The sequence below is a fragment of the Tenacibaculum sp. DPLXC6 genome, assembly GCF_056815515.1.
On sequence record NZ_CP141806.1, the window covers coordinates 1,079,271 to 1,106,239 of the forward strand.

At 30.8% G+C, this 26,969-nt stretch carries 14 protein-coding genes; 3 read left to right on the plus strand and 11 right to left on the minus strand.

Annotated elements, in window-relative coordinates; all coding sequences use genetic code 11:
* Nucleotides 1-40 precede the first annotated feature (40 nt).
* From VCM48_RS04775 to VCM48_RS04785, 3 genes are all read left to right on the plus strand, one after another.
* A complete protein-coding gene (locus VCM48_RS04775) occupies nucleotides 41-628 on the plus strand; it encodes an acyl carrier protein phosphodiesterase (protein ID WP_124590135.1) in 588 nt (195 codons plus the stop codon).
* A gap of 5 nt (nucleotides 629-633) precedes the next feature.
* Complete coding sequence (ggt, locus tag VCM48_RS04780; RefSeq protein ID WP_482271824.1) at nucleotides 634-2,313, plus strand: gamma-glutamyltransferase; 1,680 nt, start codon at nucleotides 634-636, stop codon at nucleotides 2,311-2,313.
* Nucleotides 2,314-2,400: 87 nt separating this feature from the next.
* Nucleotides 2,401-5,658 (plus strand): S41 family peptidase, encoded by a 3,258-nt coding sequence (locus VCM48_RS04785; protein ID WP_482271825.1) that lies wholly within the window; start codon nucleotides 2,401-2,403, stop codon nucleotides 5,656-5,658.
* A 52-nt stretch (nucleotides 5,659-5,710) separates the two neighbouring features.
* Here the strand turns inward: VCM48_RS04785 and VCM48_RS04790 are convergent, their stop codons facing one another.
* The 11 genes from VCM48_RS04790 to VCM48_RS04840 form a co-directional block, all read right to left on the minus strand.
* The gene (locus tag VCM48_RS04790) at nucleotides 5,711-6,724 is read right to left on the minus strand and encodes a glycosyl hydrolase family 17 protein (RefSeq protein WP_482271826.1); all 1,014 of its coding nucleotides are present in this window, start codon (nucleotides 6,722-6,724) and stop codon (nucleotides 5,711-5,713) included.
* 134 nt (nucleotides 6,725-6,858) lie between these two features.
* Nucleotides 6,859-8,100, minus strand: a complete 1,242-nt coding sequence (locus VCM48_RS04795) for a hypothetical protein (protein WP_482271827.1) — start codon at nucleotides 8,098-8,100, stop codon at nucleotides 6,859-6,861.
* 101 nt (nucleotides 8,101-8,201) lie between these two features.
* Nucleotides 8,202-9,629 carry an eCIS core domain-containing protein gene (locus VCM48_RS04800; protein ID WP_482271828.1) on the minus strand — a complete coding sequence of 476 codons (1,428 nt, stop codon included), beginning with the start codon at nucleotides 9,627-9,629 and terminating at the stop codon, nucleotides 8,202-8,204.
* Nucleotides 9,630-9,659: 30 nt separating this feature from the next.
* Nucleotides 9,660-10,355 carry a GH-E family nuclease gene (locus VCM48_RS04805; protein ID WP_482271829.1) on the minus strand — a complete coding sequence of 232 codons (696 nt, stop codon included), beginning with the start codon at nucleotides 10,353-10,355 and terminating at the stop codon, nucleotides 9,660-9,662.
* 1 nt (nucleotide 10,356) lies between these two features.
* A complete protein-coding gene (locus tag VCM48_RS04810; RefSeq protein WP_482271830.1) occupies nucleotides 10,357-11,709 on the minus strand; it encodes an ATP-binding protein in 1,353 nt (450 codons plus the stop codon).
* Nucleotides 11,699-12,616 (minus strand): hypothetical protein, encoded by a 918-nt coding sequence (locus VCM48_RS04815; protein ID WP_482271831.1) that lies wholly within the window; start codon nucleotides 12,614-12,616, stop codon nucleotides 11,699-11,701. Before VCM48_RS04815 ends, VCM48_RS04810 begins: the two co-directional genes overlap by 11 nt.
* 65 nt (nucleotides 12,617-12,681) lie before the next feature.
* Nucleotides 12,682-13,605: a hypothetical protein gene (locus VCM48_RS04820; RefSeq protein WP_482271832.1), complete on the minus strand. Its 924-nt coding sequence runs from the start codon at nucleotides 13,603-13,605 to the stop codon at nucleotides 12,682-12,684.
* A 3-nt stretch (nucleotides 13,606-13,608) separates the two neighbouring features.
* Complete coding sequence (locus VCM48_RS04825) at nucleotides 13,609-15,537, minus strand: hypothetical protein (protein ID WP_482271833.1); 1,929 nt, start codon at nucleotides 15,535-15,537, stop codon at nucleotides 13,609-13,611.
* Nucleotides 15,538-15,605: 68 nt separating this feature from the next.
* Nucleotides 15,606-19,781, minus strand: a complete 4,176-nt coding sequence (locus VCM48_RS04830) for a contractile injection system tape measure protein (RefSeq protein ID WP_482271834.1) — start codon at nucleotides 19,779-19,781, stop codon at nucleotides 15,606-15,608.
* Nucleotides 19,774-22,476, minus strand: a complete 2,703-nt coding sequence (locus VCM48_RS04835) for a hypothetical protein (RefSeq protein ID WP_482271835.1) — start codon at nucleotides 22,474-22,476, stop codon at nucleotides 19,774-19,776. The genes VCM48_RS04830 and VCM48_RS04835 overlap by 8 nt, the downstream gene beginning before the upstream one ends.
* Entirely contained in the window at nucleotides 22,476-26,966 is a 4,491-nt protein-coding gene (locus tag VCM48_RS04840; protein WP_482271836.1) for a hypothetical protein, read from the minus strand. The genes VCM48_RS04835 and VCM48_RS04840 overlap by 1 nt, the downstream gene beginning before the upstream one ends.
* Nucleotides 26,967-26,969: the final 3 nt, after the last annotated feature.

Sequence of the window (26,969 nt, forward strand, 5' to 3'; positions counted from 1 at the left end):
CACAGCTTTTCAGTTGTGGTTTTTTGTTTACATTTATAAAATGAATTTTTTAGCGCATTTATACCTTTCTGAAAGCAACACCAATATTATGATTGGTAACTTCATAGCTGACCATATAAAAGGTAATAAGTTTTCTCACTTTCATGAAGACATTCAAAAAGGTATATTACTACATCGAGAAATTGACACCTATACAGATGCGCACAAAATTGTTAGAATTAGCAAACGAAGATTACACGAACGTTACCGACACTATGATGGTGTAATTATTGATATTTTTTACGATCATTATTTAGCAAAAAACTGGAGAAATTACTCAGAAATTCCATTAAACATTTATGTAAACTCAGTTTATAAATTGCTTCAAGAAAACATTGATATTCTTCCTGAGAAAACTCAGAAAATACTTCCTTATATGGTACAACACAATTGGTTATATAACTACCAATTTGCTAAGGGAATTCAAGAAGTCTTAAATGGAATGAATAAGCGCACTAATGGTAAATCAAAAATGAATTTGGCTACTGGAGATTTATTAGAGCATTATCAAATTTTTGAAAATGATTTTACTACCTTTTTTGAAGATTTACGCGAATTTTCTCATCAAAAACTAAAAGAATTAAGCTAAAACATATGAAAAAAACATTCTTATTTCTTTCAACATTAATATTACTATGCAACTGTAAAAAAGAAAAAGCTGTAGGTCTAATTACTGAAAAAGCTATGGTAGTTTCTGCTCGTAAAGAAGCTTCAAAAATTGGATCCGATATTCTACAAAAAGGAGGAAATGCTTTTGACGCTATGGTTGCCACTGAATTAGCGTTAGCTGTAGCATATCCATACGCTGGAAACCTTGGTGGTGGTGGATTTATGGTATACCGAAAAAACACAGGAGAAATTGGCGCATTAGATTATCGTGAAAAAGCACCTCTTGCTTCTCATAAAGATATGTATTTAGATAGCTTAGGAAATGTAATTAAAAACAAAAGTACATTAGGGGCTATGGCAGTAGGAATCCCAGGAACAGTTGCTGGTGTTTTTGCTACACATAAAAAATTCGGTTCATTACCTTTTCAAGAAATCTTAAAACCAGTCATTGCCTTAGCTAAAAAAGGAGTTATTGTTACTCAAAAACAAGAAGACCGTATAAAAAAATACCAACATTATTTTTTAGAAGTAAACAAAAACCCTATTCTTTTTGATAAACCTTGGAAAAAGGGTGACACTATTAAATATCCTGCTTTAGCCAAAACTTTAGAGCGTATTTCACAAAATGGTAGAGACGAATTTTATAAAGGTGAAACAGCAAAACGTCTCGTTACTTTTATGCAGGCAAATGGCGGAATTATAACTGAAGAAGATTTGGCTAAATACGAAGCTAAATGGAGAACCCCAATTACCTTTACCTACGACAATTTACGTATCATTTCTATGTCCCCACCTGCCAGTGGCGGAATTTGTTTAGCACAAATTATGAATGGAATTGAACCTTTTGACTTAGACAAGTTTGGGCATAACTCAACAAAGTCCATACAAGTTATCACGGAAGCAGAACGTAGAGCCTACGCAGATAGAAGTTTTTATTTAGGTGATCCAGACTTTGTGAAAATTCCAATTGAAACTCTCAAAAGTAAAGAATACACAAAAAATCGAATGAATGATTTTTCTTTTAAAAAAGCAACTTCTTCTACCGATGTCTCTCATGGAAGCATTACTATGATTGAGAGTGATGAAACCACCCACTACTCTATTGTTGATCAATTTGGAAATGCTGTTTCTGCTACCACAACAATTAACGGTGCTTATGGTTCTAAGCTATATTGCGCTGACCTAGGGTTCTTCTTAAACAACGAAATGGATGATTTTTCAAGCAAACCAGGTGTACCAAACATGTTCGGTTTAGTTGGAGCTGAAGCTAATAAAATAGAACCTGAAAAGCGTATGTTGAGCTCTATGACTCCTACTATTGTAGAGAAAAATGGTCAACTACATATGGTTGTAGGAACTCCTGGAGGTTCTACAATTATTACTTCTGTATTACAAACCATTTTAAATGTTCATGAATTTAACATGGGAATGCAAGAAGCCGTGAATCAACCACGTTTCCATCACCAATGGCTACCTGATGTTATTAAAATGGAGCCTAAAGGTTTTAACAAACAAGTAAAAAAAGACTTACAACAATTAGGATACAAATTAGATGAAACAAACTCACCTGTTATCGGAAAAGTGGATGCTATTTTAGTACTTCCTAACGGAAAATTAGAAGGTGGTGCAGATCCTAGAGGTGATGATACTGCTATTGGTTTTTAGTTTTTTTTAGACTTTCATGTTTTAACAAATTTTTCACTTCCTTTAACAGCTAATTAAGTAGCTTTAAAGTTTAAAATTTCAAAAAAAATGAAAAAAATACTAACCTTACTTACTTTAACAGTTTGTTATACTGGTTTCTCTCAAGGAACACGTTTATTAAGACAACCTACGATATCTAATTCTGAGGTTGTTTTTGTTTATGCAAACGACCTTTGGAAGGCTCCGATTAAAGGCGGAGATGCCATACGACTTACCAGCGATGATGGTTATGAGTCAAACCCGCATTTCTCTAATGATGGCACTATGATCGCGTTTACCGCACAGTACGATGGGAATACTGATGTATATGTAATTCCTGCTACTGGTGGTGAACCCAAACGTTTAACTTATCATCCAAGTGGTGACTTTGTACAAGGCTGGACACCTGACAACAAAATTGTATTCCGTTCTTCTAGAGAAAGCAGACCTACTCAAACAAATAAGTTTTATACCGTTTCATTAAAGGGAGGCTTACCTGAAGCTGTAAAAGCTCCAAGAGCTGCTTATGGAGAGTTTTCAAAAAATGGTAAATATCTTGCCTATACTCCTATTACTAGTTGGGATGCAGAATGGAGAAATTATCGTGGTGGTCAAGCAATTCCTATTTGGATTTTGAATATGCAAAATCAAAAACTAGTTAAAACTCCTCAAAAAGATAAAGAAAGGCATTTAGATCCTGTTTGGTATAACGGTAGTGTTTACTACATTTCTGAAAGAGACTACACTAGTAATATTTGGTCATATAATTTAACAACGAAACAAGAAAAACAACTTACATTTCATAAAAAATTCGACGTAAAAAGTCTGGATGCTAATTCAAACGGGATTGTTTATGAACAAGGAGGATACATCCACTTTTTAAATCCTAACACCTCAACTACCAAACAAATCTCTATTACTGTTCATGGTGATTTAAACTATGCAAGAACGCGTTGGATGGATGTAAAAGGAAGAAATTTAACGAACCCTAATATTTCTCCTAAAGGGAAAAGAGCCATTTTTGAACACCGCGGTGAAATTTTTACTGTTCCTAAAGAAAATGGTACATGGAGAAACTTAACCAACTCTTCAGGTGTTGCTGACAGGTACCCTATTTGGTCTCCAAAAGGAGATAAAGTAGCTTGGTTTTCTGATAAAGAGGGAGAATACCAATTGGTAATTGCCGACCAAAATGGAGGTAATAAATCCTATATAAAATTACCAAACCCTACTTTTTATTTCAAACCTGATTGGTCTCCTAATGGAAAATATATATCGTTTACCGATACGCATTTTAATATTTGGATTTTAAATTTAGAAACGAAAAAGGCTGAAAAAGTAGCGACTGATAATTTTGCACACCCAAATAGAACTATGAATCCTAAATGGTCACCTGATAGTGATTGGATTGCTTATGCTAAACAAAACGAAAATCATTTTAAGTCTATTTATGCATACCAAATTAGTTCTAAAAAAACAGTTCAAATTACGGATCCTTTAGCAGATGCTATTTCTCCTGTATGGGATGCTTCAGGAAAGTATATGTATACCTTAGCTAGCACCAACTACGGGTTAGCTTCTGGGTGGTTAGACATGAGTTCTTACGACCCTTCAGTAACACGTAGTTTATATGCAATTGTTCTGAACAGCAAAGACAAAGCTCCTAACCTACCTAAAACTGACGAAGAGAAAGCTGAAAAAAAAGATTCTGAAGAAAAGAGCAAAGAAGAAGAAGAAAAAAACGATAAAAAAACATCAAAAGAAGCTGATAAAATAAAAGTTGTGATTGATGAAGAAGGCATTTTCAATAGAGCTATTGCTTTAAAATTGCCTGCTAAAAATTATACAGCTTTATACAAAGCTCCAAAAAATCATGTTTTTGTAGCAGAAGCAAATGAAAACAGCCCAAGTACTACTATTCACGACTATGATATTTCAAAAGAAAAAGCGACTGAATTTACCAAAGAAGCTCGTTCAATAACAGTTTCAGAAGATAGAGAATCTGTATTACTATCAAGTAAAGGAAACTGGAGTATTGTTAGTAGTAAATCTCCAGTAAAACCTGGTAAAGGCTCTATAAAAACCAATTTAAAAATTAAGGTCGATCCAAAAGCTGAAGCTCATCAAATCTTTAAAGAAGGTTGGCGCTATATGAGAGATTTTTTATATGTTGACAATGTACACGGTGCCCCATGGGATAAAATCTACCAATGGTACGCTCCATGGATTGATCATGTAAGACACAGAACTGACTTAAACTATGTTGTAGACATTATGAGTGGTGAAGTCGCTATTGGTCACTCATACGTTTACGGAGGTGATACTCCTAAAACCAACTATGTTCCTGTTGGATTATTAGGTTGTGATTTTGAAAAAGCAAATGGTTTATACAAGTTTTCTAAAATATACAAAGGAGAGCGTTGGAATCCTTCTATTAAGGCCCCATTAGGGCTTCCCGGAATTGATGTTAAAGAAGGAGATTATTTATTAGAAGTTAATGGAGTTACCCTTACTTCAGAAGACAATTTATATAAAGCCTTAGAGCAAACAGCTGGAAGAGAAATTTATATTAAGGTAAATTCTAAACCTATAGTTAAGGGAGCAAAAACCATTTTGGTAAAACCTGTTGCCAACGAAAGAAGTTTACGTTCTATAGACTGGGTAGAAGAAAACAGAAGGAAAGTTGATAAACTGTCTAACGGAAAATTAGCGTATGTATATGTTCCGAACACATCAAACAACGGATTCACTTCTTTTAACCGTTACTACTTTTCTCAACAAGATAAAAAAGGAGTTATCATAGATGAAAGGAACAATGGTGGTGGTAGTGCAGCTGATTATATGATTGATATATTATCTAGAAAACCTTTTGGATATTTTAACAGTAAAGCTAATAAAAGAAAACCATGGACAACCCCAATTGCTGGTATTTGGGGACCAAAAGTGATGATCATTAATGAACGTGCTGGCTCTGGAGGAGACCTTTTCCCTTACATGTTTAAAGAAAGAAAAATAGGGCCTTTAGTAGGAACTCGTACATGGGGAGGTTTAGTAGGAACATGGGATACACCTGCTTTTATTGATGGTGGTAGAATGGTTGCTCCTCGTGGTGGATTTTTTGATTTAGATGGTAATTGGGCTGTTGAAGGTGAAGGTGTAGCTCCTGATATTGAAGTACACCAAGAACCAAGTAAAGTTTTAAAAGGAAAAGATCCTCAACTCGAAAAGGCTGTTGATGAAGCTTTACGCTTGCTTAAAACTAATGAATTCATTCCTAAACCTGAGCCTACTCCACCTGTTCGATGGAAAAGACCTGATGGGTATTAAAAATAAAAAAAGGATAGTTAATTAACTATCCTTTTTTTTATCATACAACTAGTTACCAAGTTAAACTATACTTATCTTCATAATTTTTACTTTGAGAATTATATCCATAAACTCCCCAGTGTTGCTCAAAAAAACCAGCGTCAGTTGGCTTCTTATCTTCATCATACATTTCAAAAATAAAACAAGGAATTCTAACATTAGGGTTACGTGGTGTTCCGTTTCCACTTTTACAATGATTAATTAAATTTTGATTAAATGTTCGTGCATTTGCTTTTGTTGCTGTAGAGTAAGTAGCTGTAGGTCCTGTAGGCCATCCTGCTTCACCAATAACGATAGACAAGCTTCCATATCCATTATTTCCTAATGCTACATATAACGCATCATACATTGCATCAAAAATATTTTTATATGTATAACTTCCATCATGAACCCAATGCTTTTCACTTGCAGTAAACAAACAATAATCTAAATGAACATTATTTGGTTGATTTTTTTGAGTAATAAACGGATATACATTAACCATAAACACTGAATTATCTTCTTTTAAAATAGCACAAACATCTAAAATTGTATTCTTAAGACTACCATTGAAAGTTCCTGCTGATGGTGGGTATGAATTTCCCATAATAGCATAATTAAAAGGGACAGTTACTTTGGTAATAAGTCCTTTCTTTGTAATAGCACTTTTAATATTTTTTAAAGCATTTACAAGATCTCCTGTAAACTTATTTCCCCACCAACTTCCTAGAGGTTCATTTCCTACACATACCATCGGAATGGTTGTTGAATAATTTGATAATACTTTTATAATGGTATTTATAGTAGCTGTATCATTACTAGCACAAGCTTTTAAATCTCCATTAGGAATATCAACTAAAACTTGTAATCCTTCCTTAGCAAAAGCACTAATACAATCTGTTTGATTATATGTAAACATTTTAACTGTTTTAACACCTGTTGCTTTTATTTGCGTTGCTGCTGTAGTTGCACTTACTTGTTTCCCTATACTTTGAAAGGTATTACTAAAGTTAACACCTATGGTTGATTCGAATATTAAATGATTCATAATTGGTTTATTTTACATGTATAACTTTTTAATGTTATACAAGTTATTAAAAAACAAAACTGACGCTCAACAACTTACTTTAAACGTACCTAAAAGAGGTAAGGGTGTGTGTTATATGAACAGAAAAAGAACTACTAAATTCCTAGTCGATTTTTCAACCCTGTAATCCAATGCATTCCATGTCTATTATTTCCAACGTGTGCTTGCCCTGTAAGTACTGCATAACTTGAAGGTACTTGTGCCTGATCGGTTACGATTTGTTCATACATTGCTTGATTCATAGCTGCTTCTCTATTGTGTTCAAAATTTTCATCGTGCGGAATGCCTTTTGCGTAAGGTGAATCTGCAAATACCACGCGCTTTTTTCCTTGAACATATCGTTCTACCAAGTGTTCATATGTTCCGTTGGTTCCTTGATCTGGATATTTTGGATTGTGACTTCTAAAATTGTTATCTACCCTACGCAAATAACCTCTTAACAATGCCGGCATAGGCGTAGAATAATCTATTGATACTTGTTGACTATACTCATTTACAAGGGGCTGAATTTCTTGATTAAGTTCCAGATACAATGCATCTTTAGCGTTGCCTTCTTCCAAATCTTGAATAAGTTTTTGTCGCTGATTGGGTAAGTGGTGGAGTTCTCCTAATATCTCTTTTTCATATCCGCTATTTTGATGTGTTTTTGTCGCCTCAGCCATAGCTCCATCATATACTAATTTTTCATATATATGTTTATCATATGCTTTACCCATGGGCGACATTTTAGTCTGTCCTCTACTAGTATCCGCATTACTTGTAAGTGTACTAAGCCTCATTCCTAAATCATTCAGTGTTTGCGGGTGTAAGCCACTGGTCATCTGCTTATCATTTGTATGTATATTTAGAAAGTCTTGTTCAAAATTACTTAACTGACTATACTTTGTATTAACCCCTAACCTATCTTTATGCTCATCAACATCCTCTGAATATTGCACTTGGGTATCGGTCATTTTTACAGGTTTTGTAGGAGTTTGCCCAGTGAGCTTGATTGGTAGAGTATCAAACCACTGTCCTCCAACCAACCCTAGTAAAGCTCCAGAAACCATCCCCAACATTCCTCCAACACCCGGAATAAAACTATCTCCAAGAAACCCTAATCCAGCAGCTAAAACAGGTGTTACTACACTTTTCCCCCAGGGAAATCGTTGAATTACAGAAGTATCTTCTTGTGAAGTTTGAGAGGGTATTGGTTCCTTCTTTTGAATAATTTGACTTCGTTTTGAACGATTATCTACCAACTCAATACCTTTCTTATTAGCACTCATTTTCTGAGCAACAACATTAGCAGCTACTAATCTTTTACTTTCTTTTAGTTTTGTTTGTTGGACATACATACTTTTATTCAATTTAACCAACTTTTACAGTTTAAATGAATGCATCATTTAATGATAACGCCTTGTATTACAGACTTTTTATCATCTAATAATAATTTTTATTAGTACAGAGGGTATTCTGCTTTTTTTGGTGCTATATTTTCTCCAGTAAGAAATGAGTAAATTTTGGCGCCAACCTTGTTTTTCCAATCAGTGTTTTCTATTCCTGTAATGGTACCACAGTGTTCTGCTGCTCTTCGAGAAATGATTAATATTTCTTCTTTTGAAAAACTACTCACATTCATATCAATAAGCCCTTCTGCTACTATTTGTGCAACAGGTCTAACTGCCTCGTGAATTTCGTACCATAGTGACTGTGGCAATGATTTTAACTTAGTGGCCAAATCTAATAGTTTTAATATAGCATCTGCTTCTCCTTTACCTTCTCCTCCTCCAGTAGTTTTTCCATCACCTCGTTTAAAGGCTGTCATTTCACGTTTCTCTAACAATCTCCAATATTGAGAAGTTAAATCACTTAGTTTTTGCGATAAAGTTAATTCATCAGTTATATCAACTTGATAAATAGATTCTAACAATGAGGTCGGAGTAACTCTTGTTCTTTTTTCATCTTCTTGTTTGGTATGCAGTGGTTTTTCTGTACCTGTAAGGTTTGTTTTTACTAAATAGGCTAGTTCATCCAAAAATTGCTCAATAGTTAAACCAGATAGTATTTTTATAGAGTTTTCTATTAAAGTTTCTGCTACAACATGATCTCCTCTTCCACCTGATGCATCTGTAGGAACTCTTTCATGAAATGTGATATTAGCAATAATTGGAATGTGTTCAGGGCTTCTTCCTAATGTAACATTTGCGATACCAAAAGCTTGAATAACTCTAATCGAATTACTTTCATTATCAGTTTTAAGGTTAATTTTTATGTTTTTCGTTTTACCCTGAACAACCTGATTAGCTTCTGGATGATGTTTTAAGTCGATAAATTTTGTTGAATTAGTTTCTAAAGCTTCTTTTCCTTTAATATCGGCTTCATTTTCCAATGCTTCATTATCATTTATTTGTGCTCCACCAAAAGAAGTTGTAGGTTGTACTCTTCCTTGTTTTTGCTGAACTACATGCCATGCTTCATGTGCTAAATGTTTTTCCTGCCCGCTTGCTACATGAATATTTGTTCCTTGCGCATAAGCATGTGCGTTTAATTGTGCTGGTTTATTGGAATTGTAATGTACGTTGACATCATCCATCGAATAGCCGGACATAGTTTCGATACCCGACTTTAAGTTATCAGGCAATCCTGTATTGTTCTCTTTCATTTGTAGGGGGTATTCTTCTTCCTCATCTAACCCAGTTTTTTGAAAGGTATCTGCTTTTAGTTGTAACTCATCATCTTCTTCATCTAATCCTCGTAATTGAGTGCTTCTTTCAGTAGCTATGTGCTTTACAGAACGATTGTCCTTTAATTGTAAGGCTTTTTTTCCTACGTTATTGTAATTTGCATTTTTTTGTTGTACTATTTTTGAATTTTTATACTTCATAATTGTAGAATTTTCAAAATTATCACTTCTTTAAACAGTTATTTCTCCTCCTCCACCAGCACTATCATCATCATCTTTCTTATACCTAAAAGGACTGTAAAATCCTGAATTTTCTGGCTCCTCACTATCTGTCATATATCCTTCTTCATCATCGTCACTCTCATAATCTATATGCTTTGTACTTTCGTATTTATGGCTTTCATTACATTTTTTACATAGAGCTCTTAGTCTATCTTCATCATTATAATCATCTTTCATTTCTTGATCCGTAGCATTTCTACTTTCTAATTTACTTAGTCTTCCTGCCCAAGGTGGGAAATGATCTAATGTTAATGCTCTTTGACTTTTTAAATTATTATTCTTACTTGTATAAGAAAACTTAGTCAAATTCATTTTTTGCGACCCTTTATTTATATATCCTAAAGGTCTTCTACAGGCTGGACATGTATAAACTGCATCATATTTTTCTTTATCATAATGTTTTCTTTTATGAGCTGTTTTTTTGATCAGCTTAGTAGGTTTATCTGCTTTAAATGCAAATCTTTTTTGTTTTTTCGCCCATGGTGGTTGATAATCATCACCACTATCGTCATCTTCATTTTTTTTACCTCTTTGGATGGGTGGTAAATTTTGACCTCTATTATCTTCTAGAAAACTTCCTTTACCTTCTCTTCTTTGAAAAATGTTTGATTCTTTTTCTTTCTTATGTTTTATATATTCTCCCATCTTAGATAGTAGTAATTGTCTTATTCTCTTTTTTGAACTCTTTTCGAATTCCTTCTAAAAGCTCTTCTTTTGTAACGATAGTATCATTTCTAGTAATAGCGGATAGAGCGCATAAGCGTAATACGTTTATAATAGCTCCACCAGCTAGCTCATATTCTTCCGCTATTTGCCATAGATCAATCTCTTTATCAAGCTTACATTTTCCTGAAAAAGCATTTTTCCATAATTGGTAACGTTCACTAATTTCTGGCATATTAAAATGAATCATTGATTGAAACCTCCTGGTAAAAGCAGCATCCATATTTCCTTTTAAATTGGAGGCTAAAATGACTACTCCGGGGAAGTCTTCTATTCGCTGTAACAAATAGGATGTCTGTTGATTGGCATGTCGATCGTTAGAACTATTGGCTTCTGTTCTTTTTCCAAATAACGCATCGGCTTCATCAAAAAATAAAATCCAATCTTTATACTGCGCGATATCGAAAATTTTTGATAGGTTTTTCTCAGTTTCTCCAATATATTTTGAAACAATCATCGATAAATCTACCCGATATACTTCTCGTTTTGACACTTTTCCTAACAGGGAAACCGTTAAGGTTTTTCCTGTACCAGGTGGACCATAAAAAAGCGCCCTGTAGCCTGGTTTAATTTTTTTAAACAACTCCCATTCCTTCATCAAAGTGTTCCCATGTTCAAGCCATGATTTTAATTCTAATACCTGATCCATAACTACATCGTTCAAAACCACATCTTCCCATTCTAAATGGGTTGTAATTTTTTGAGCAGGAAAATTACTACTATGCTCTAGTTTTGGTTTTTCTCCAGTAACAAAAAAGTGAAACCATCGTTTGCTAAAAGCTAAGACTCCATTATACTCAGGTATAAAACTTTCTGTTTCTTCAATAAATATTACTTGTTCTTTTATAAGAATGTTCTCTTTGCTAAAAATTTCTAAAACTTTATTTCTTAAATGTGGTTCTGTTGCAGTAATTAAGAATAGTAATGTTTGTCCAGTAGGTAAAAAACCGCTATGATTCTTTTCTATTACCCCGCCAAACTCTGTAAAACCACGATCATAAATTTTATTCCTCCCAAAGAAAACATCTAAAATTTCAGGTTTTAATTGAGGAGCTAGTGCCAATGCTAATGCTAATCTTTGATAGCTATTTAGTTCCCATTTTAGTACAAACTGAGCATAAGTAGATTCTTCATTGGTTATATTAGGTTGTGGTATTTGTGTCCAATGAGGTCTTTCTCCTTCGTGTTCTAAATAAGTACTTATAACATTATGTATGACTTCTTGTAGCCATAAAACTTCATTATACAATACTTGTATGTTATTATTAATCTCCATAAGAAATAAATAATTTTTCTACATCATCTAAATTCGTATTTTCCCATGTAAAATATTGCAATGCTGTATTGGGATTTAACTGATTTGCTTGTAACATATCTAATACAGATATAGGCTTGTCTTTAGGTGCTGATATAGTGAATGTTTCATTATGAAAGTTACTTTTAAATAAACCATTTGCCCAATCTATTACCCCTGTTCTCTCTCTAATTAAATCACTTATAAACACTTCAAGTTTTTCTGGCTGTACTATGAGTTTTTTGGCTTTAAAAAAAGATGGTATTTTTTTATTTTCTTTGTGATAATATTCTATATCTCTGGCTTGAATTGTTTTTGAATTTGCTTTTCCAAATAGTTCTATTACCCCTGAATCTTCCGATTCTGAAGCTATTTCCAACTCTCCTTTGTTAGAGCCTGAAATTACTAATGACCAACTTTCAGTAGCAACACTATCTGTTACTACATATACCTCTCTAAAAGAATATAAAACCTGTGTAAGTTTGATAATTAGTTCTGAAGCAATTTCATTCCAATTTAAAATTCTAACTGCTTTTGGTTGTTGGCTTGTAAAAAAGAAGCTTCCAAACTCTTGAAAAGCTAATATTTGCTTACTGTATCCAAAGTTTCCTTCAATAGGGTTTTTACCACTATCTCTACCTGAGTATGGTTTTGTTACTCCATTACTAAAATTCCAATTATATGAATTCAGCTCTATACCATATTCTAAACTTACTTCATCCACAGCTATAATGTTATTTTTAAAAATATTACCTAATACAATAACTTCTCCTTTATGTATTTGAAAAAAATCTCCTGGATATATATGTTGATTTAATGGTTTTGAAGGTATAAAAGCATTAGTTCTGTTATAAAAATCGATGTAAAATTTTTTGGTGATATTTTTCATGATAATACTATTTTAAACGTAGTTGAAATACAATTATATTTCAACTACGTTATGTTATAAATTATTTAAGAAGCTAAAGCTGCTGCATTTGCTGCTGCTAACCCTGATTGTAATGAGTTTAAAACCCCTGTTTCTTTACTCAAAGCAGTCTCTGCCTCACTAAGTTGTTTCATTGCATCATTACTAGCTATTAACACTTGCTTATACCTTAATGAAGCTTTATTATATGCTTTGTATATTAACTCTTTAATACAAGCTTTTTCTGGCTCATTTACTGTAGTTTCTTCTTCTATAATGATAATCTTTCTCTTATTAAGTCTAATTTTATCTATTATATTAATCACCTTTTTTGAGGTATCATCTGCAGGATCTTCTGATAAATTTTCTCCAGTAATAAATTCATACAACTTAATTGCATATAAATATTCTAAAGACATGGTTCCTTCTGACTCTACTGTTGTTGCTTGCGAAGCAAATACTGAGTTTAACGCTGTAAGAGTTAATGCTACTGCATTATTAGCATCTTTTCCTGCGTTGGTAACCATCGTTACTAATTCATCTGATATCAATGGATTTTGCACTTTTTTCCTTATGACAAGATTTGACAGTTTATTAACTACTTCTGCTGAATAAATCAGTTTATCCATTACCTCTTTTATACTATTAGAAACATCTTTGATTCTTGAGTCTGAACACACAACTTTATCAAAAGTTCCATGGGAAGCTGTTAACAAATCAATTACATTATCTACTACTTGATCTAACAATTCTTTATTACTTAAAGCTAAATCCTTATTTGCCTTCTCAGTAGCTAACTGTGACTGTAATAACTGTGATTTTTCTGTTAGTGAGTTTACAATAGCTTGCAATTGTTCAACTTTGTCTTGTGCATATAAAACCTGATTTGTCAATGCATCTAATTCTGATTTCTTTTTTTCTGTAACTCCGTATTTATTAGGATTTGTATTTATTATATTTAATGTTGCCATGATTTATTTTTTATTTGTTAATACATTAGAAGACTTTTTTTTATAGATAAAGTCTTTTGTGTTTTGAAAGTCTGATAAAGCTCCTACAATTTGTTTGTTTATTCCTTCTCCTTCATCTGGCATTGCTAGTACTACTGGAATATATTTATCTTCTTCATGTAATCTATTTCCAAAATTATCTGTAGTACTTGTCGTTATTTCAACTTCCCATTCACCTTCTTTACCTACTTTTTTTGCTACTGAATAAGTTTCTATGTTTAGCCCTGAAGCAATGGTATAATTAAAAAAGAATCCTGGTTGAATATGCTCAGGAGTTTCAATACTATTGATAGCTTGCTGCTTTTTACGTTCAACTATTGTTAGCTCTTTTTCTAATTTGGATAATTCTGATGAAGTATTTTTATACTCAACTTTTAATTTTTTACGTTCATCTTTTAGTTTTTTGAGCTCTTTTGCTTCTAAATCATCACTCGATTGTTCCTCTATATTTACCGATAATAAATCTTCAACCCCTCCTTTTTCTGAAGTAAGGTTATTTATTTTTGACTCTAGCTTAGCTATAATTGGATCGTATTTATCAGCTATTCTTTCTAATTTTTTAGTTTCGCTTTCAATGGTTTTTAAACCTTCTACTGTTAATAATCCTTTTACTAGCTTCTTATTATTTGGTAAAAACATACAACGATATTCTACTTCATCATCTTCATTTTCATCAATATGAAATAGCATTTTATTATCTATTACTTTAATTGTATTTGAGTCTGGAGCTGCAAGTTGTTTTGTTAAACGAAACATAGCTGACGGAGCAGATAGATAATCATCAAAAGTGCTTAAAAGCTTTTTATATTCATTATCTAGTACAGCAAAAACAAACACCACATAATTTTCTCCTAATCCCATTGATTTACCATCAACATCTTTTAATTGTGATTGATAGATATCAATTTCGTGTTTATCATCAGCTACACTAGGTAACTCTAAATACCTTTTTGAGTCTGGTTCCATTAAAATTAATGCCTCTGCATCAGAAATTGAAAAAATCTCTTTTCTATCATTCTTTACTAAAAAAATATAGTACTTTTTTACTGGATACCCTCTTTTTCTTCCTTTATTAAAAGGACTTTTATAACTATTGAAACTAACTTTATAATTACTTCGCTCTCCAATTACATCTGGTACTTTTACTAATAAGTTTAGATTCAACTCCTTATTATATAAACTATAAGCTTGCATTTCAGAGTTATAAACTGTATTTATATTTTCTAAAGTTCCTTCTTTTGCTTTTTCTTTAGAGTTTGTATCTGCTAATGAAGCTGACTCTGTTGCCACATTCGCTGAAGCTGTATTAAAATTAGTAGTAACTGCCTCTAACAAACTTTTAATAGATGTGTCTGTTGTTTGTGCTTTTTTAGATAGTGTATTGGAAGGTACTTCTGCTATTAAAGTTGATGCTTCCATACTATACTGCGATGTTTTTTCAGCTAAATAAGCGGTCTCATTCATTAACTCATAAGCTTCTTTACTTTGATCATAAATTTCTGTACCATAATCGGCTGCATTAACCATACTAAAAATGCTTCCTGTATCACTTGCTAATTTTAAAATAGCATTAGATGCTATTTGTACATTTGCAGCTGCAACCGAGGTATTTGTTACTGATTTTGCTACTAACTCATTTCCTAAATTAGCAGAAGCTAATACATTAGTAGACAAATCACTGTCAATAACTGCTTGTTCTTTTACTAATTGCTGAAAGCTAAATTGTTCATTAGCTTTGTGAAGATTTTCAGCAGCTGTTATTCTAGCTCCTTCAGCATAGTATAGAGAAAACATTGAAGCATCCAAAGTAGCTTTCGTTTTCTGTAATTTTAATTCCTGCTCATTTAGTGCCGATACAACACTTGAGTGCAGGTTTTCATTGTAAGAATTCATAAAATTTGGTTTAGGTTATTATTTGTTTTTATCACTCTACCGAGTGTTTGATTAATCTTATACTTCTTTTAAAAAGGCCACGTTACATGAAGTGGTTTTGGCATCCATGGTAACTTTATAATTGAAAAAGAAAAAGGAGATTTTAACATCAAAACATCATATGGTCTTTTTTCAACTGTTAAACTCCAACGATCTTCCTCTTCTCTTAAAATTCCGTTACGCACTAACCAATTTCCTCTAAATCCTTGTATTGAGGTAGCTCCAATAGCGTTCCAATAATCAATTACTGCTTCTAAAAGTCCTTCTATCAACTTCTTATCTTTATTAGACATTTGTATTTCATCATGTATAGGTTGAGACAATGGAACATTACAGAACACTTTATTAAGTGCTAGTAACGATTCTTCTGTTTTTGTCATTCCTGTTACTATATATTGTAAATAGTGGATGGCATCTAAACGCTTTTCTTCTGAAATAAAATTGTTGTCTTTTACTAAGTTTAATCGTTCAAATAGTATTAAAAAATAACTATTTAACAACACTATCCCTGCATTTGGGACAGTTATCCCAACAGCTAGTTTATCATTATTTTGTTCGTTCATACTTTCTTGTTTTCTGATTTTGTTTTGAGTTGTGTTTTCTATCCTTTTCAATTTCTCTAACTCATTATAACTCAATTGTAGTTGCGTAGGAAGTTGCGTTTTAACATCATCTAAAGCTTCTAAAAATTGACGCTCTTCTATATTTTTCTTAGTACATACTTCCCATAAAAGTTCTTTCCATATTGAAGTAGCTCCTATAAGTTTCCAATTAGAAGTTATCCAGCTTTTCAACACTTTTATAAGTAGTACTTGCTGAACTTCTTCTGCATTTATACTTTTTGTTGAAATGTGTCCTATTGCTTTATATAATTTTTCAATTGTATTTAGTTGAATTTGTTGATTAGGATACAGCTCCTTTAATGATTTAATTAAAGTTTCAACTTTTATTTTATCTGCTAGTTTACTAAGCTGAGTATCTGAAACTATATTTTTTCTTAATACTGACACTACTATTAATGGGGTATCTCTTAAAACTTCGTTTATTAACCCCTTAATTGTAACTGGTGTTAAATGCAAAAACCAAGATGGTATTTTATCTTCTATACATAGAGATTCTATTAATCTTTCTAAAGTTTTTCTCTTATAGTTTGGAGTAATAATTTTAGGAGTATTGTTTTCTTTATCTAACTCCTCTAACAGCTCAAAAGTTGAGCTTCTTTTTACCAATAGTTGTTTTAAAGTACTCGGTAGTTTTATATCTTTATCTTTAATAACACGTACAATATCTAATGCCCTTATTTCTTTAACCGAAAGTTCTTCCAAAACTATTTTAATGAATCCTTTTAATTCTCTAGTTTTTTTATGATTTCTAATTAACTGAATAGTTTCTCTCCAGAACTCTTTTTCTATTTTAGTTGAGCTATCGACAAACTCTTGAACCAAAGAAAACAAGGTTGAAATATCTTTGTATACAGCTCTTAATCTTCCCTTAGCTATGAGTATAATAAACTGTTGAAAAGGTATAACTGACTGTAGACCTTTAATTTGTTTTTCTGTAATAGTTTTATCTCTAAGTAATTCATGTATTTGTGTTGGATATTCCTCTAAAAGAAAAAAAAACACTTCTTTAAAACCTAAAGATTTTCCTTTAATTTCAATCTTTAAAACTCCATTCTTAATAGCTTTTTTTATATGATATAAAATTTCTTTTACTAAAAAAGTTTGCCCTTTAAACTTTATGCTATTTCTTATTCTCTCCTCTCTATATAACTTTTTTGATTTTCCGCCTTTATCTATTTCATTTTTTACTCCCCCTAAAAACTCTAAAATAGAAGCCTTAAAAAATGTTGTAAACTTTATTTTATCTCCTTTGTAAACTTGGTAATCTGCAATACTTTGCCAATATATTTCTGTTATAACCTTCTTTATTTCTACTGCTGAATAAAGTCTACTAAACTGATCTTTTTGTTTCTGATATTCTTTTATAAAATCCTCTTGAAGTGTGTAACCATCCTTTAGTAAATATTGACTTATTTTTTTTTCATACTGCTTAAAATCCTTAGAACTTACTTTTTTCTCGCGAACTAAAACAGTTAACATTACTGCTACTTCTTTTTGCTTGTTATTATGCTCTTCAATGTATTTTTTAACCCTTTCTAAAACAGACACTTTAACTATTGTATTAACAAATACTTTCAGTTCTTTTTTTTGTGTTTCAGAAAACTCTTCATTTTTTTTAAAAAAAGACTCTACAACACACATAACTCCTTCTTCATACAACTTACTATTCGATTGTTGTTCTTGAAAAATTAATAATTCTAAAACTAATTTTATAAAAGATGTAGTGTTTAACTTTTGATTACTTATAAGTACTCTTGATGCTTTAATTAGTAGTTCTTTTTTTATACTTTTTAAACTTTTAAGCAATGCCTGATTACTACTTACAACCTCATCGATACTGAGTTCTAACCTTTTTAATATTCGATATTGTTTAGGGAATACATTTTTTAATACTGGAATAACAACCCTTGTGTCACTGAGTAATTCAAAAAGTAATTCTTTAATAAATTTTTGATTTTTATAAGTTGTAAACACTTTCCAAACAGCTTTTGATTTTTCTCTAAGCCACTCATGAAGAATTGCATAATATTGTTCTGTAAATCTTGATTGCTTCCCTTTTGTTGAGGTCTTTTCTAACTCGTTTAGAATCTTTACTAGTTGTTTTTTTGAAAAAGTGGGTATTTCTTTTGAAAGCTCTAATGTATAGAGCTGTTTTAACCCTTTAAAAACATCTAGGTTTTCTGTATTTTTATGTGTTGTTAAAAGTGGTGTGTTTAATATTCTTTCAAAGATTTTTATTTTTGGTGTTTTTTGAGTTTTATTTACTTCATTTATTATGTAATTAGAAAACTCTTTACTCGAAAAACTTCCTTTTTTTTCTTTTAAATATAGAATCCCTTTACCAAACAACCACTTTTTAGAAAGCTTAAAATGTTTTTCTAACTCCAATTTACCTAAAAACGTTATCTGACTTATTAACTTTACTCCATTAGTAGGAGACAATGCTTTACATAATATACTTAAAGACTCCTCAGATATATTTTCACTTAACGCCAGTGTATTAAAAGAGTGATTATCTAAAAAAGATATTGTTTCTTTAAACCTAAATGAGTTTATAGTTGATAAATAGTGTATGAGTTCTTCTAATCTTTTTTTCTGATATACTGTACTACAATTATTAGGTGATTGTAAAAAATACTCTAATAACTGCCATTGCTTTTCTATTTGTCTTTCAGTTGAAGGGTACTTGTAAAAAGTATTTTGTTGTTTTTGAGAGAGGATAGACAGAATTAAAATAAAATTATTTTTAACATACGATTGTTCATGTACATTATCTACAGCATCTTCAATCAAAGCAAAAAGTTCATAATACTCCATATTAAAGTGCCTTGCCATTTGTTGAATATTGCTTTGTACAAACTCTATCTTATTAAACATTGTACCTCTTTCAGCAAACAAATAATTAAGAATCCAAAACAGTAAATTCTTTTTAAAATCTTGAAGATTAGTTTTAACAATTGATTCTTGTTCTTGAATTTTTACAAACTCTTCAGAAAACTCAATAATGTAATTATCATTACTTCTCTCTATGTTTTTAATAATTTCTTTTATATGCTCCTCTTTTAGTTGCCATGCAATACGTTTACGTACATATTCTTTAACTCCAACCTCCTCAATCATAAGCATCATCTCTTGTTTATTATGTTGTAATTGATGTTCAAAAATCTCGTTAACTGAGCCTTTTATTTTTTGATAATTCCATGGCATCACCCCTTTTAATAAAAAATATTTTAACGTAGTTAAATGAGTGTTTTCTTCCGTTACAACCTCAATACTTTGTGAGTATTTACTTGGATACATTAAAATATCATTAAGCTTCAATAACAATTGAGCTTTTAATTTTAGGTATAAACTTTCTTCTAAGTTTTCATAATTTATAATGCCTAAATTGAGTTCTAAACTTTTAATTTTAAGTGTTTGTTCCTCTGGACATACAACATCAAAAACACTGCTTATCTCTCTAGGCATATGATGCTCACTCCAATAACTAATTGTATTTTGTAGTTCTGTTCCCTTATCTTTATTATCAAAAGAAGTATTCCAATGGCAACGTGCTACGATATGATTGTTGTTTTTAAGCATCACTTAATCGGTTTAATTCAAAAAGTATCTTAACCAACTCTTTCGCACTACTTCTCAAACCTACTCCATGCATAGCACCATTCTCTTGATTAAAGCGTAAACTATTATACCAATTAGCATACGCCAAAATTAACTCTTTCAAGAAGTCATCTTTTATAAAAAGACTTTTTGCCATTACTTGTACTGGTAGTTCACTTTCTAAAAAATAAGACAATCTGTTTTTAAAATCTGAGATTTTAAAACTTGAAGTGCCTTCAAAAAATTCAGGAAAAACCAAAAGAAGTTCGTTCTCAAAAAATAAATCTATTACCGACAAAGCTCCCTCTTGTAAAGGTATTTTAACTGACCATTTATATGAAGAGTTTTCTATACTATTAAAATCACTCTCTTCATAAATTTTATCTTCCTCTTTTACTAGTAAATATTTGCTGCGTAATTCTATAAAATCAACTTGCCTTCTTAACAAACACTCTAACTCTATGAGTTCATTATAAGTTAGTTTTCGTGGTAGTTTCCAATATAATTCACCCTTAAAACCTTCAGTAATTACTATTTCATAATCCACCGATTCTTTTAATAAATTAGTTTCAATACATAAAAAACCTTTTCGCTGAGTAATTAACCAATATGCAAAGGCATCATTATTATTTACTAAATAATCTTGATAATATATATTTAAAGCAAAGAGTAGGTTTAATTTTAATTCTACTCCTGAAAAATCTGTAAAATCTAGATTGGTTATTTTTTGCTCCTCATCTACCTTAAGTGTATCAAAAATGAAGTTTTTCTGATTTCCTTGAATTAGTTTTTTTTGCAACTCTTGATATTCTTTTTCTGGTAATTTACTAGAGCTTTCAATATGTTTAGTTGTTAATTTGGTAGCTCCAATAAAATTATATGCTTTGGCTCTATAGTATGATAAAAGCCCTAAGTTTTGTAAATACAAACTTTTAATAATCACTTTATCTTTTTGTGAGTTTCCTGAATACACAGTTCCTTCAATAATAATATCAAGAAGCATTGGGGATTCACCATGTCTCGCTAATAAATGGTTGAGTATTTTGTTTCTCCTTTCTAAGTTTATGTCTTCATCTTCCATAAAAGCCATCAATCCCCACATATAAGAATTGTATGGGTCTGTTTGATACTTTTTCCAGCTATTGTTTACCGCTTGTGCAATAGGTTGAATTTCATAACTGAACTCATGCTTTTTAAAGTTACGCAGTAGGGGGCGTATGTGTGGTACTTCTTTATATAGTGATTGATAGTAATATGTTGGTGAAAAACAAACATAGGGAGATGGATATTCTGGATGTTCATTTTCAAAAGCGGTTTGAACACTATAAAACTGTTCTTGGTCTGATGGAGCTCCTGTTACTGAGTTTTCAAAAGATAAAAGTTTATCAAGACTTGCCAATTGCATAAACTGATTAGTTAGCACTTGATCAAATAGTGTTAAATATCCTTTTAACTGTCTAGATTGTGCTATCTGAAAAGCGGTTGCATTAGCACTTACCCCTTCACTACCTACTGTATATGCGTCTGGAAATGTATTTTGAATAGAGTAATAACTACTAATATCTCTATAAGTTCCTTCAGGCAATTCTGGAGCCATTCTTACTGTTGAAACTTTACTTATTTGACTATTAGTGTCATCTAAACCTGATAGTTCTTTTATAACTGAAGTATTTATACTAGTACTTATATCTTTTCCTTTTGTAAAAACTTGTAGACCATTACTATTTTCCTCTGACAAATCAATAAAGTTAAATACTAGTATTTCATCTTCAGATGAGAATACTTCGTACATTTCTTCAACATTACCAAATGATACGTTTGAAATTGATAACACCCCTTTTATCGATTGAATAATCTCTGTTAATTCATAAGCTTGAATTTTATTTTTTTTGGGAGCCATATTACTTTCTGCAACCCACCCATTTGCTAATTTTGGCCCATTAAAAATTGTATTCGTCGTCTCTTCTTCCTTTAACTCATTATATCCAGCTTGGGTTAACTTAGGAAAAACATAATTATTTATTGCTGTCTCTATTTCTATTAAAACAGTGTTTATATTGTATCCGCTTTCTATTTCTAACTGTCCATATACTCGGTACTTTTTAGCTACAAGAGAAGTTGGATATAAAAACAATTCTCCCAGGTTTCTACAAGAATTCAGAACAAAAAAAGTATTTTCTAAAATCATTTCTTCTTGACTCTTTACAGTTACTTTTTTTTCTTGATTATTAAACGTAACTGTTTCAACAAGCTTCTTTTTATCTATTCTTCTGTTTAATAACACTTCTACCTTGTAAACATTAGCCTGACTTTTTACAGCTGTTATTTGTAAATTGATTACTTCTTTTACTTTATCAACTACATACTTTCTAAAATCGTTAATTGTAATAGGAGAAGTTGTTAATATATCTTCAGGAAGGTAAAACTGATTTTTAACTATTAATTTTCCTTGCTTATTGGTTAAAATATCTTTTATCAAAAAGTTATTACAATATCCTAACTCTGTAAAAGCGAAACACAATTGGTCTAAAATAGTAACTCCAGGATCGCTAGGGTTTAAGTTCGTCCAAGTATTATCATTATTTTTTTGAATATAAGCAAGTCCTAGTTCTTTGAGTTCATCAAAGTTAAGCTCTATAGGTAATATGGTATTTTCTATGTGATTTAATTCTTCCATTACATATAGATTATTTCGGCATTATTTAATGATGGCACTAACAAATCTGACGACTTTATATCTAAGAGACTTATTGTATGATAGGGTTGTTTTTTATATATAGTTTTTCCTGAACTTTGTTCTTTTTTTCCTAAATACAATTCGAGAAATACGATACTTTCAACTTCTTTAAAACTCTTAATAAACTCAGAGACTTGTGCAACACTTACTCCTTTATTAATGGTAATTTGTTTTTGTGAAGTCGTTATCCAAGGAGATAAAAAAACGTTAATTTTTTTATTTATTTTTCGAGCTACTCCTTTAGGTTCGTAGCCAGAAACTATTTTTACTTTCCCCTTTATTTTGATATAAATAAGCTCAAAATTGTTCACCTGAATATTAGCAAACCTTGAAGCTCTTTTTTCTAAATACTTCCCAATTTTTTCTTGATAGCATTGATTTACTAAAGGTTTAAACGCCATTGAGCTTGTACATTTCTGAACCTTTTTAACCACATATACTACTGTTTTTTTTATTTTTTTATCATATGTTGCTTTTACATAATAAATTTCTGGGAATACTTCTATGACTTCTCTGTAATAATCTTGACTTGTTACTATTCTATCTTTTGTTTTTAAGCGTACACTCACTCGCTTATTCATTTGTTCTTCTGTTTCAGACATTTTTCCTCCAAAGGAAGAAAATGGTTGTGTAACAGCTGCAATTTCTGGAATGGCAGTATGTGGTCCTTCTATTGCATTTGGTTTTATTACTGGTTTTTTCGAAGTGTTTTTATATTGACTTCCTGTTCTTTGTAATTCAAACCCATTTGTTTTTAAAAAAGTCGTTTCACCATAAGCATCAGGATCACTCTTTACACCAATACACAACCAATACTCACCATTAGGCATCGTGTTATGTATAGTTGTTATCCTTGACGGAATATTACAAGTAATAATACCTGAACAACCTAATTTATCTGTTGTATCTGAAAATAAAGGCAACTCTTTCCAGCTACTTTTCGCCAAGTACTTGTAGTTAATTTCTTGTTTCTCTTGATTTAAAGCAGAATAATCTTGTGCCAATTCAAAGTAAAAACTTACTGCCGAAGGAGCTATTACTTTTTCTAGTGCTAAAAACAAATTCCCTTTGTTTTCAACTTTTGGTAACAATTCAGGAAAACCATTTTGTATCACTGTATTTTTTTTCTTCGTTAAGCTTGTATCATATACTTTGTAATTTTTAAATACATCATAATAAAAACACTGTATAGGATATTGATTCTCTTCACCTAAAAAATTATATGTTATGCTACTTGTATACTTTCCTTTAAATAAACCTACAATAGGTGTATAAGGCTCATTGGCTGGTTTTGCTAAGGGATATTCAACCTTCTTTTCATTAAAATTTAAAGCAATCCCATCAGCATTATATAAGGCAATAGCACTTACTATTTTTGAATACAATGATGTTCCAAATCCATAGTTTGGTTCTACTAATTGCATACGAATAAACCCTGTAGAAGTTTCCTCTGTAAATTCTAAAAGTGTGTTTTGAATAGCTGGATTTATATTTTTTTGAACTTCTGAAATTTTTGTAGATCCAAAAACACTATCTTTTTTAAGTTTATTAATTTGAATTGTAGCATTTTTTTCAATTACCTGAGTATTTATACTAACTATTTCTAGAAAAGACAGCTCTTCTTGAATCTTTATTATACTCTCTAGACTAATATCTTCTTCAAATTGCAACTTTCCATAAATACTCAAACTAGTACTATTTTTCAGTTCGTCTTTTAAAACTAAACTTCCTTCACAATTTATTAATGTACTTGAGTCTCCTAAATATAGGTTTAATAAATTATTTAAGGTTACGTCGTTTTTTAACTTTATAACTTCATTTCCTCTAGCTGTTAGCAAATCATTAACCACTAAGTCTTTGTTGATTTCAAAAATATCTTCAATCTTTAAAGAAGTGTTTATAGAGAATTGATTTTTAACTTCTAAGTCTAATGATATAACTCTATGATTTTTATATAACGTTATTCCTGTATTATTTAGATGTTCTTTAATCGTTAATGTATTATCTACACTTACTTTTTCATTTAACAAAAAAACATCACTTACTTTTAAGTCTTGATTTAACTCAAAAAGCTCAATTACTTTAACTTTTTCTTGATTTTTTGTTAAGTAATTAATGCTTAGTTCATCTTTTACTTTTAAAATATCACTTATAACTAATCGTTCTTCTATACTTAATAATCCTTTTATTTTTAGTTTATCTACTAGAGTTAGTTCTTCATTTATATTTAAACTTGCTGTAATTTTAAAAACATCTTTAATTGTAAATAACTCACTAACTTCATGCTGTTTTTTTATGGTTAATACGTCGCTAACTTTTATACTAGCATTAGTATAAAGTACCTTTTGGAAAAGTTCTCTTTTGTAGGCACCTTTCAACTCTTCACTAAGTAAACTATCTAAAAAAGAATAACTTACATCCATTTCAACAGGAAGCCATTGCTTATTTTGTAGTAATTGAAAAATTACCTTAAAACACTCATCACTATAAGGTTTATCATAAACTGGTACTACTTTTATTTCTTTCTTTTTACTAAAAGGCCATATTCTACTAAAAAAAGAAGTCTTCTTTTTTTCTCTAGCTTTAATAACACTAGGCAGCATATTATAATAGCCAGCCAAATACTTATTATACTGTTGATAGTAACTTGTAAAATTACTAGGTAAATTATTCCAATTTAATTGAACAGAAAAAGTTTTTACTGGTTTACTAAAAATTTCAGAACTACCAATCATAAAACTTTGATCTTTTTCTGGTGTAGGTCCTAAAGGTTGAAAAGGTTTTTCTGTTTCTAACAATCCATAATCATTATATAACTGAAATGAATTTATTCCTTTTACAGCCACTTTTATTTCTAATGATTTTATTTTAGGTGGGTTCGTTATATCTACGAACTCATCATAACTCATCTTAAACATTGGCCATGTACTAGTAACACCGTCTGGTTTTTTTTGAAAAGAAACTATTGCTGGAGCTGTTTTATCTAGAATTATTTTAAAATGAATCTTATGCTTGTTTTTGGCATTTCTAGTTATTTCAATATTCTCTTTTGAAAGCATGTACCACCCTTCTTCCGTACTTAAAAAATATTGTCCTTTTTTAAAAAAACTTAGATTTTTAATTTTGGTTAAAAAAGTAAATTTTAAATTCAACTCTCTACTACCTTCTTTTAGTTGTAGCATTGGGGAAGCTATTGCAAATCCTAATGGTACTTCTTTCCCTTCTGGTTTATTCTGCGAACCAAAAGTTTTCCAGCTTTGAATGTTTCCTTCTTCATTTGTTTTTACTATTCCTACATCTTCAATTTGTTTTTTATGTAGTTTAGAAAAACCATTCTTTTTTATTTTTTGAGTAACTGTGTATGCTTTTGTAATACTCGCTGGACTCAATGAAACATTATTTGTTGTTTTAAATAAAATAGTTGATTCATCAGCATACTGTCCTGCATTAAACAGTGTATTTTTTTTTAATAAGAAAGGAGTATTAATTTCAGATAAATTTGCGCAAGCAAACACGGAATCAGCTTTGGCTAATTGTTTTTTTTGACGTAAGATGTCTTTATAATAGAATCTTAAATGTTTTTCTGTTAGTCCGTTCAACTGACTTTTATAAATCTTCATCAATTCAGTGAATGTTTGAAGTAGTAAAGTATCAGGAAATAAACTTTTCTCCTTTTTTATATTTTTAAATTCTACAAATGAATATTCTATAATACTGTTGAAGAATGAGAAAATAGTTTCTCCAGTTGTTTTTAATGAATTGAAAAAATCACATTCTGTATTTTCTTTTAATGGATATTTTAGTTCTAATAATTCCAAATAAGAAAGCTTTACATCACTTTGTTTCCATATTTTTGGATTAAATGATTTATAAAAATACTTATTTACTGAATTTATTCCTTTTATTTGTTTACCAACATGCAATTGTTCCTTCAACCAAAGAAGTGCCCATAAAAATTGACTATACTTCTCTTTTACTTGATTAATTGTATAGTCTTTTAAATTATAAGCAAGAGGTGATTCTAGCATAAAATGAATCCACCTTTCCACTAAATGAAATATGCCTATTAATTGATTAAATAGCTGATTAAAACAATTTGTAATGCTTTTACCCTCTTTATTTACTTCTGAAGTATTTTTTTTACACGCTAATAACTCCTCAAGAGTTATGCAAGTTTGCACAAACAAAGAATGTATTTTTGTATACGGTGTTTTTGCTATTGAAGCGATTAAGAAAACTGGATCTTTCAATAAAAAGGGACTCCAATCTCCATTTATTGAATTTGTTTTGTCATAAAAGTTAAGTAACGATGCAAAATTAACCAAAAAATTCAAATCATCTTTCTCTGTTCGACTATCAATCAAACGAGTGTGATTCTCTAGCGCTAATTCTAGCGAGTTAAGCATTTTATTTTGATCAATTACATTCATTTA

Coding starts and splice junctions, on each gene's coding strand:
- VCM48_RS04830 (WP_482271834.1), bottom strand. CDS start 19,781: ATGCTTAAAAACAACAATCATATCGTAGCACGTTGCCATTGGAATACT.
- VCM48_RS04820 (WP_482271832.1), bottom strand. CDS start 13,605: ATGGCAACATTAAATATAATAAATACAAATCCTAATAAATACGGAGTT.
- VCM48_RS04835 (WP_482271835.1), bottom strand. CDS start 22,476: ATGGAAGAATTAAATCACATAGAAAATACCATATTACCTATAGAGCTT.
- ggt (WP_482271824.1), top strand. CDS start 634: ATGAAAAAAACATTCTTATTTCTTTCAACATTAATATTACTATGCAAC.
- VCM48_RS04775 (WP_124590135.1), top strand. CDS start 41: ATGAATTTTTTAGCGCATTTATACCTTTCTGAAAGCAACACCAATATT.
- VCM48_RS04795 (WP_482271827.1), bottom strand. CDS start 8,100: ATGTATGTCCAACAAACAAAACTAAAAGAAAGTAAAAGATTAGTAGCT.
- VCM48_RS04785 (WP_482271825.1), top strand. CDS start 2,401: ATGAAAAAAATACTAACCTTACTTACTTTAACAGTTTGTTATACTGGT.
- VCM48_RS04840 (WP_482271836.1), bottom strand. CDS start 26,966: ATGAATGTAATTGATCAAAATAAAATGCTTAACTCGCTAGAATTAGCG.
- VCM48_RS04810 (WP_482271830.1), bottom strand. CDS start 11,709: ATGGAGATTAATAATAACATACAAGTATTGTATAATGAAGTTTTATGG.
- VCM48_RS04825 (WP_482271833.1), bottom strand. CDS start 15,537: ATGAATTCTTACAATGAAAACCTGCACTCAAGTGTTGTATCGGCACTA.
- VCM48_RS04800 (WP_482271828.1), bottom strand. CDS start 9,629: ATGAAGTATAAAAATTCAAAAATAGTACAACAAAAAAATGCAAATTAC.
- VCM48_RS04790 (WP_482271826.1), bottom strand. CDS start 6,724: ATGAATCATTTAATATTCGAATCAACCATAGGTGTTAACTTTAGTAAT.
- VCM48_RS04805 (WP_482271829.1), bottom strand. CDS start 10,355: ATGGGAGAATATATAAAACATAAGAAAGAAAAAGAATCAAACATTTTT.
- VCM48_RS04815 (WP_482271831.1), bottom strand. CDS start 12,616: ATGAAAAATATCACCAAAAAATTTTACATCGATTTTTATAACAGAACT.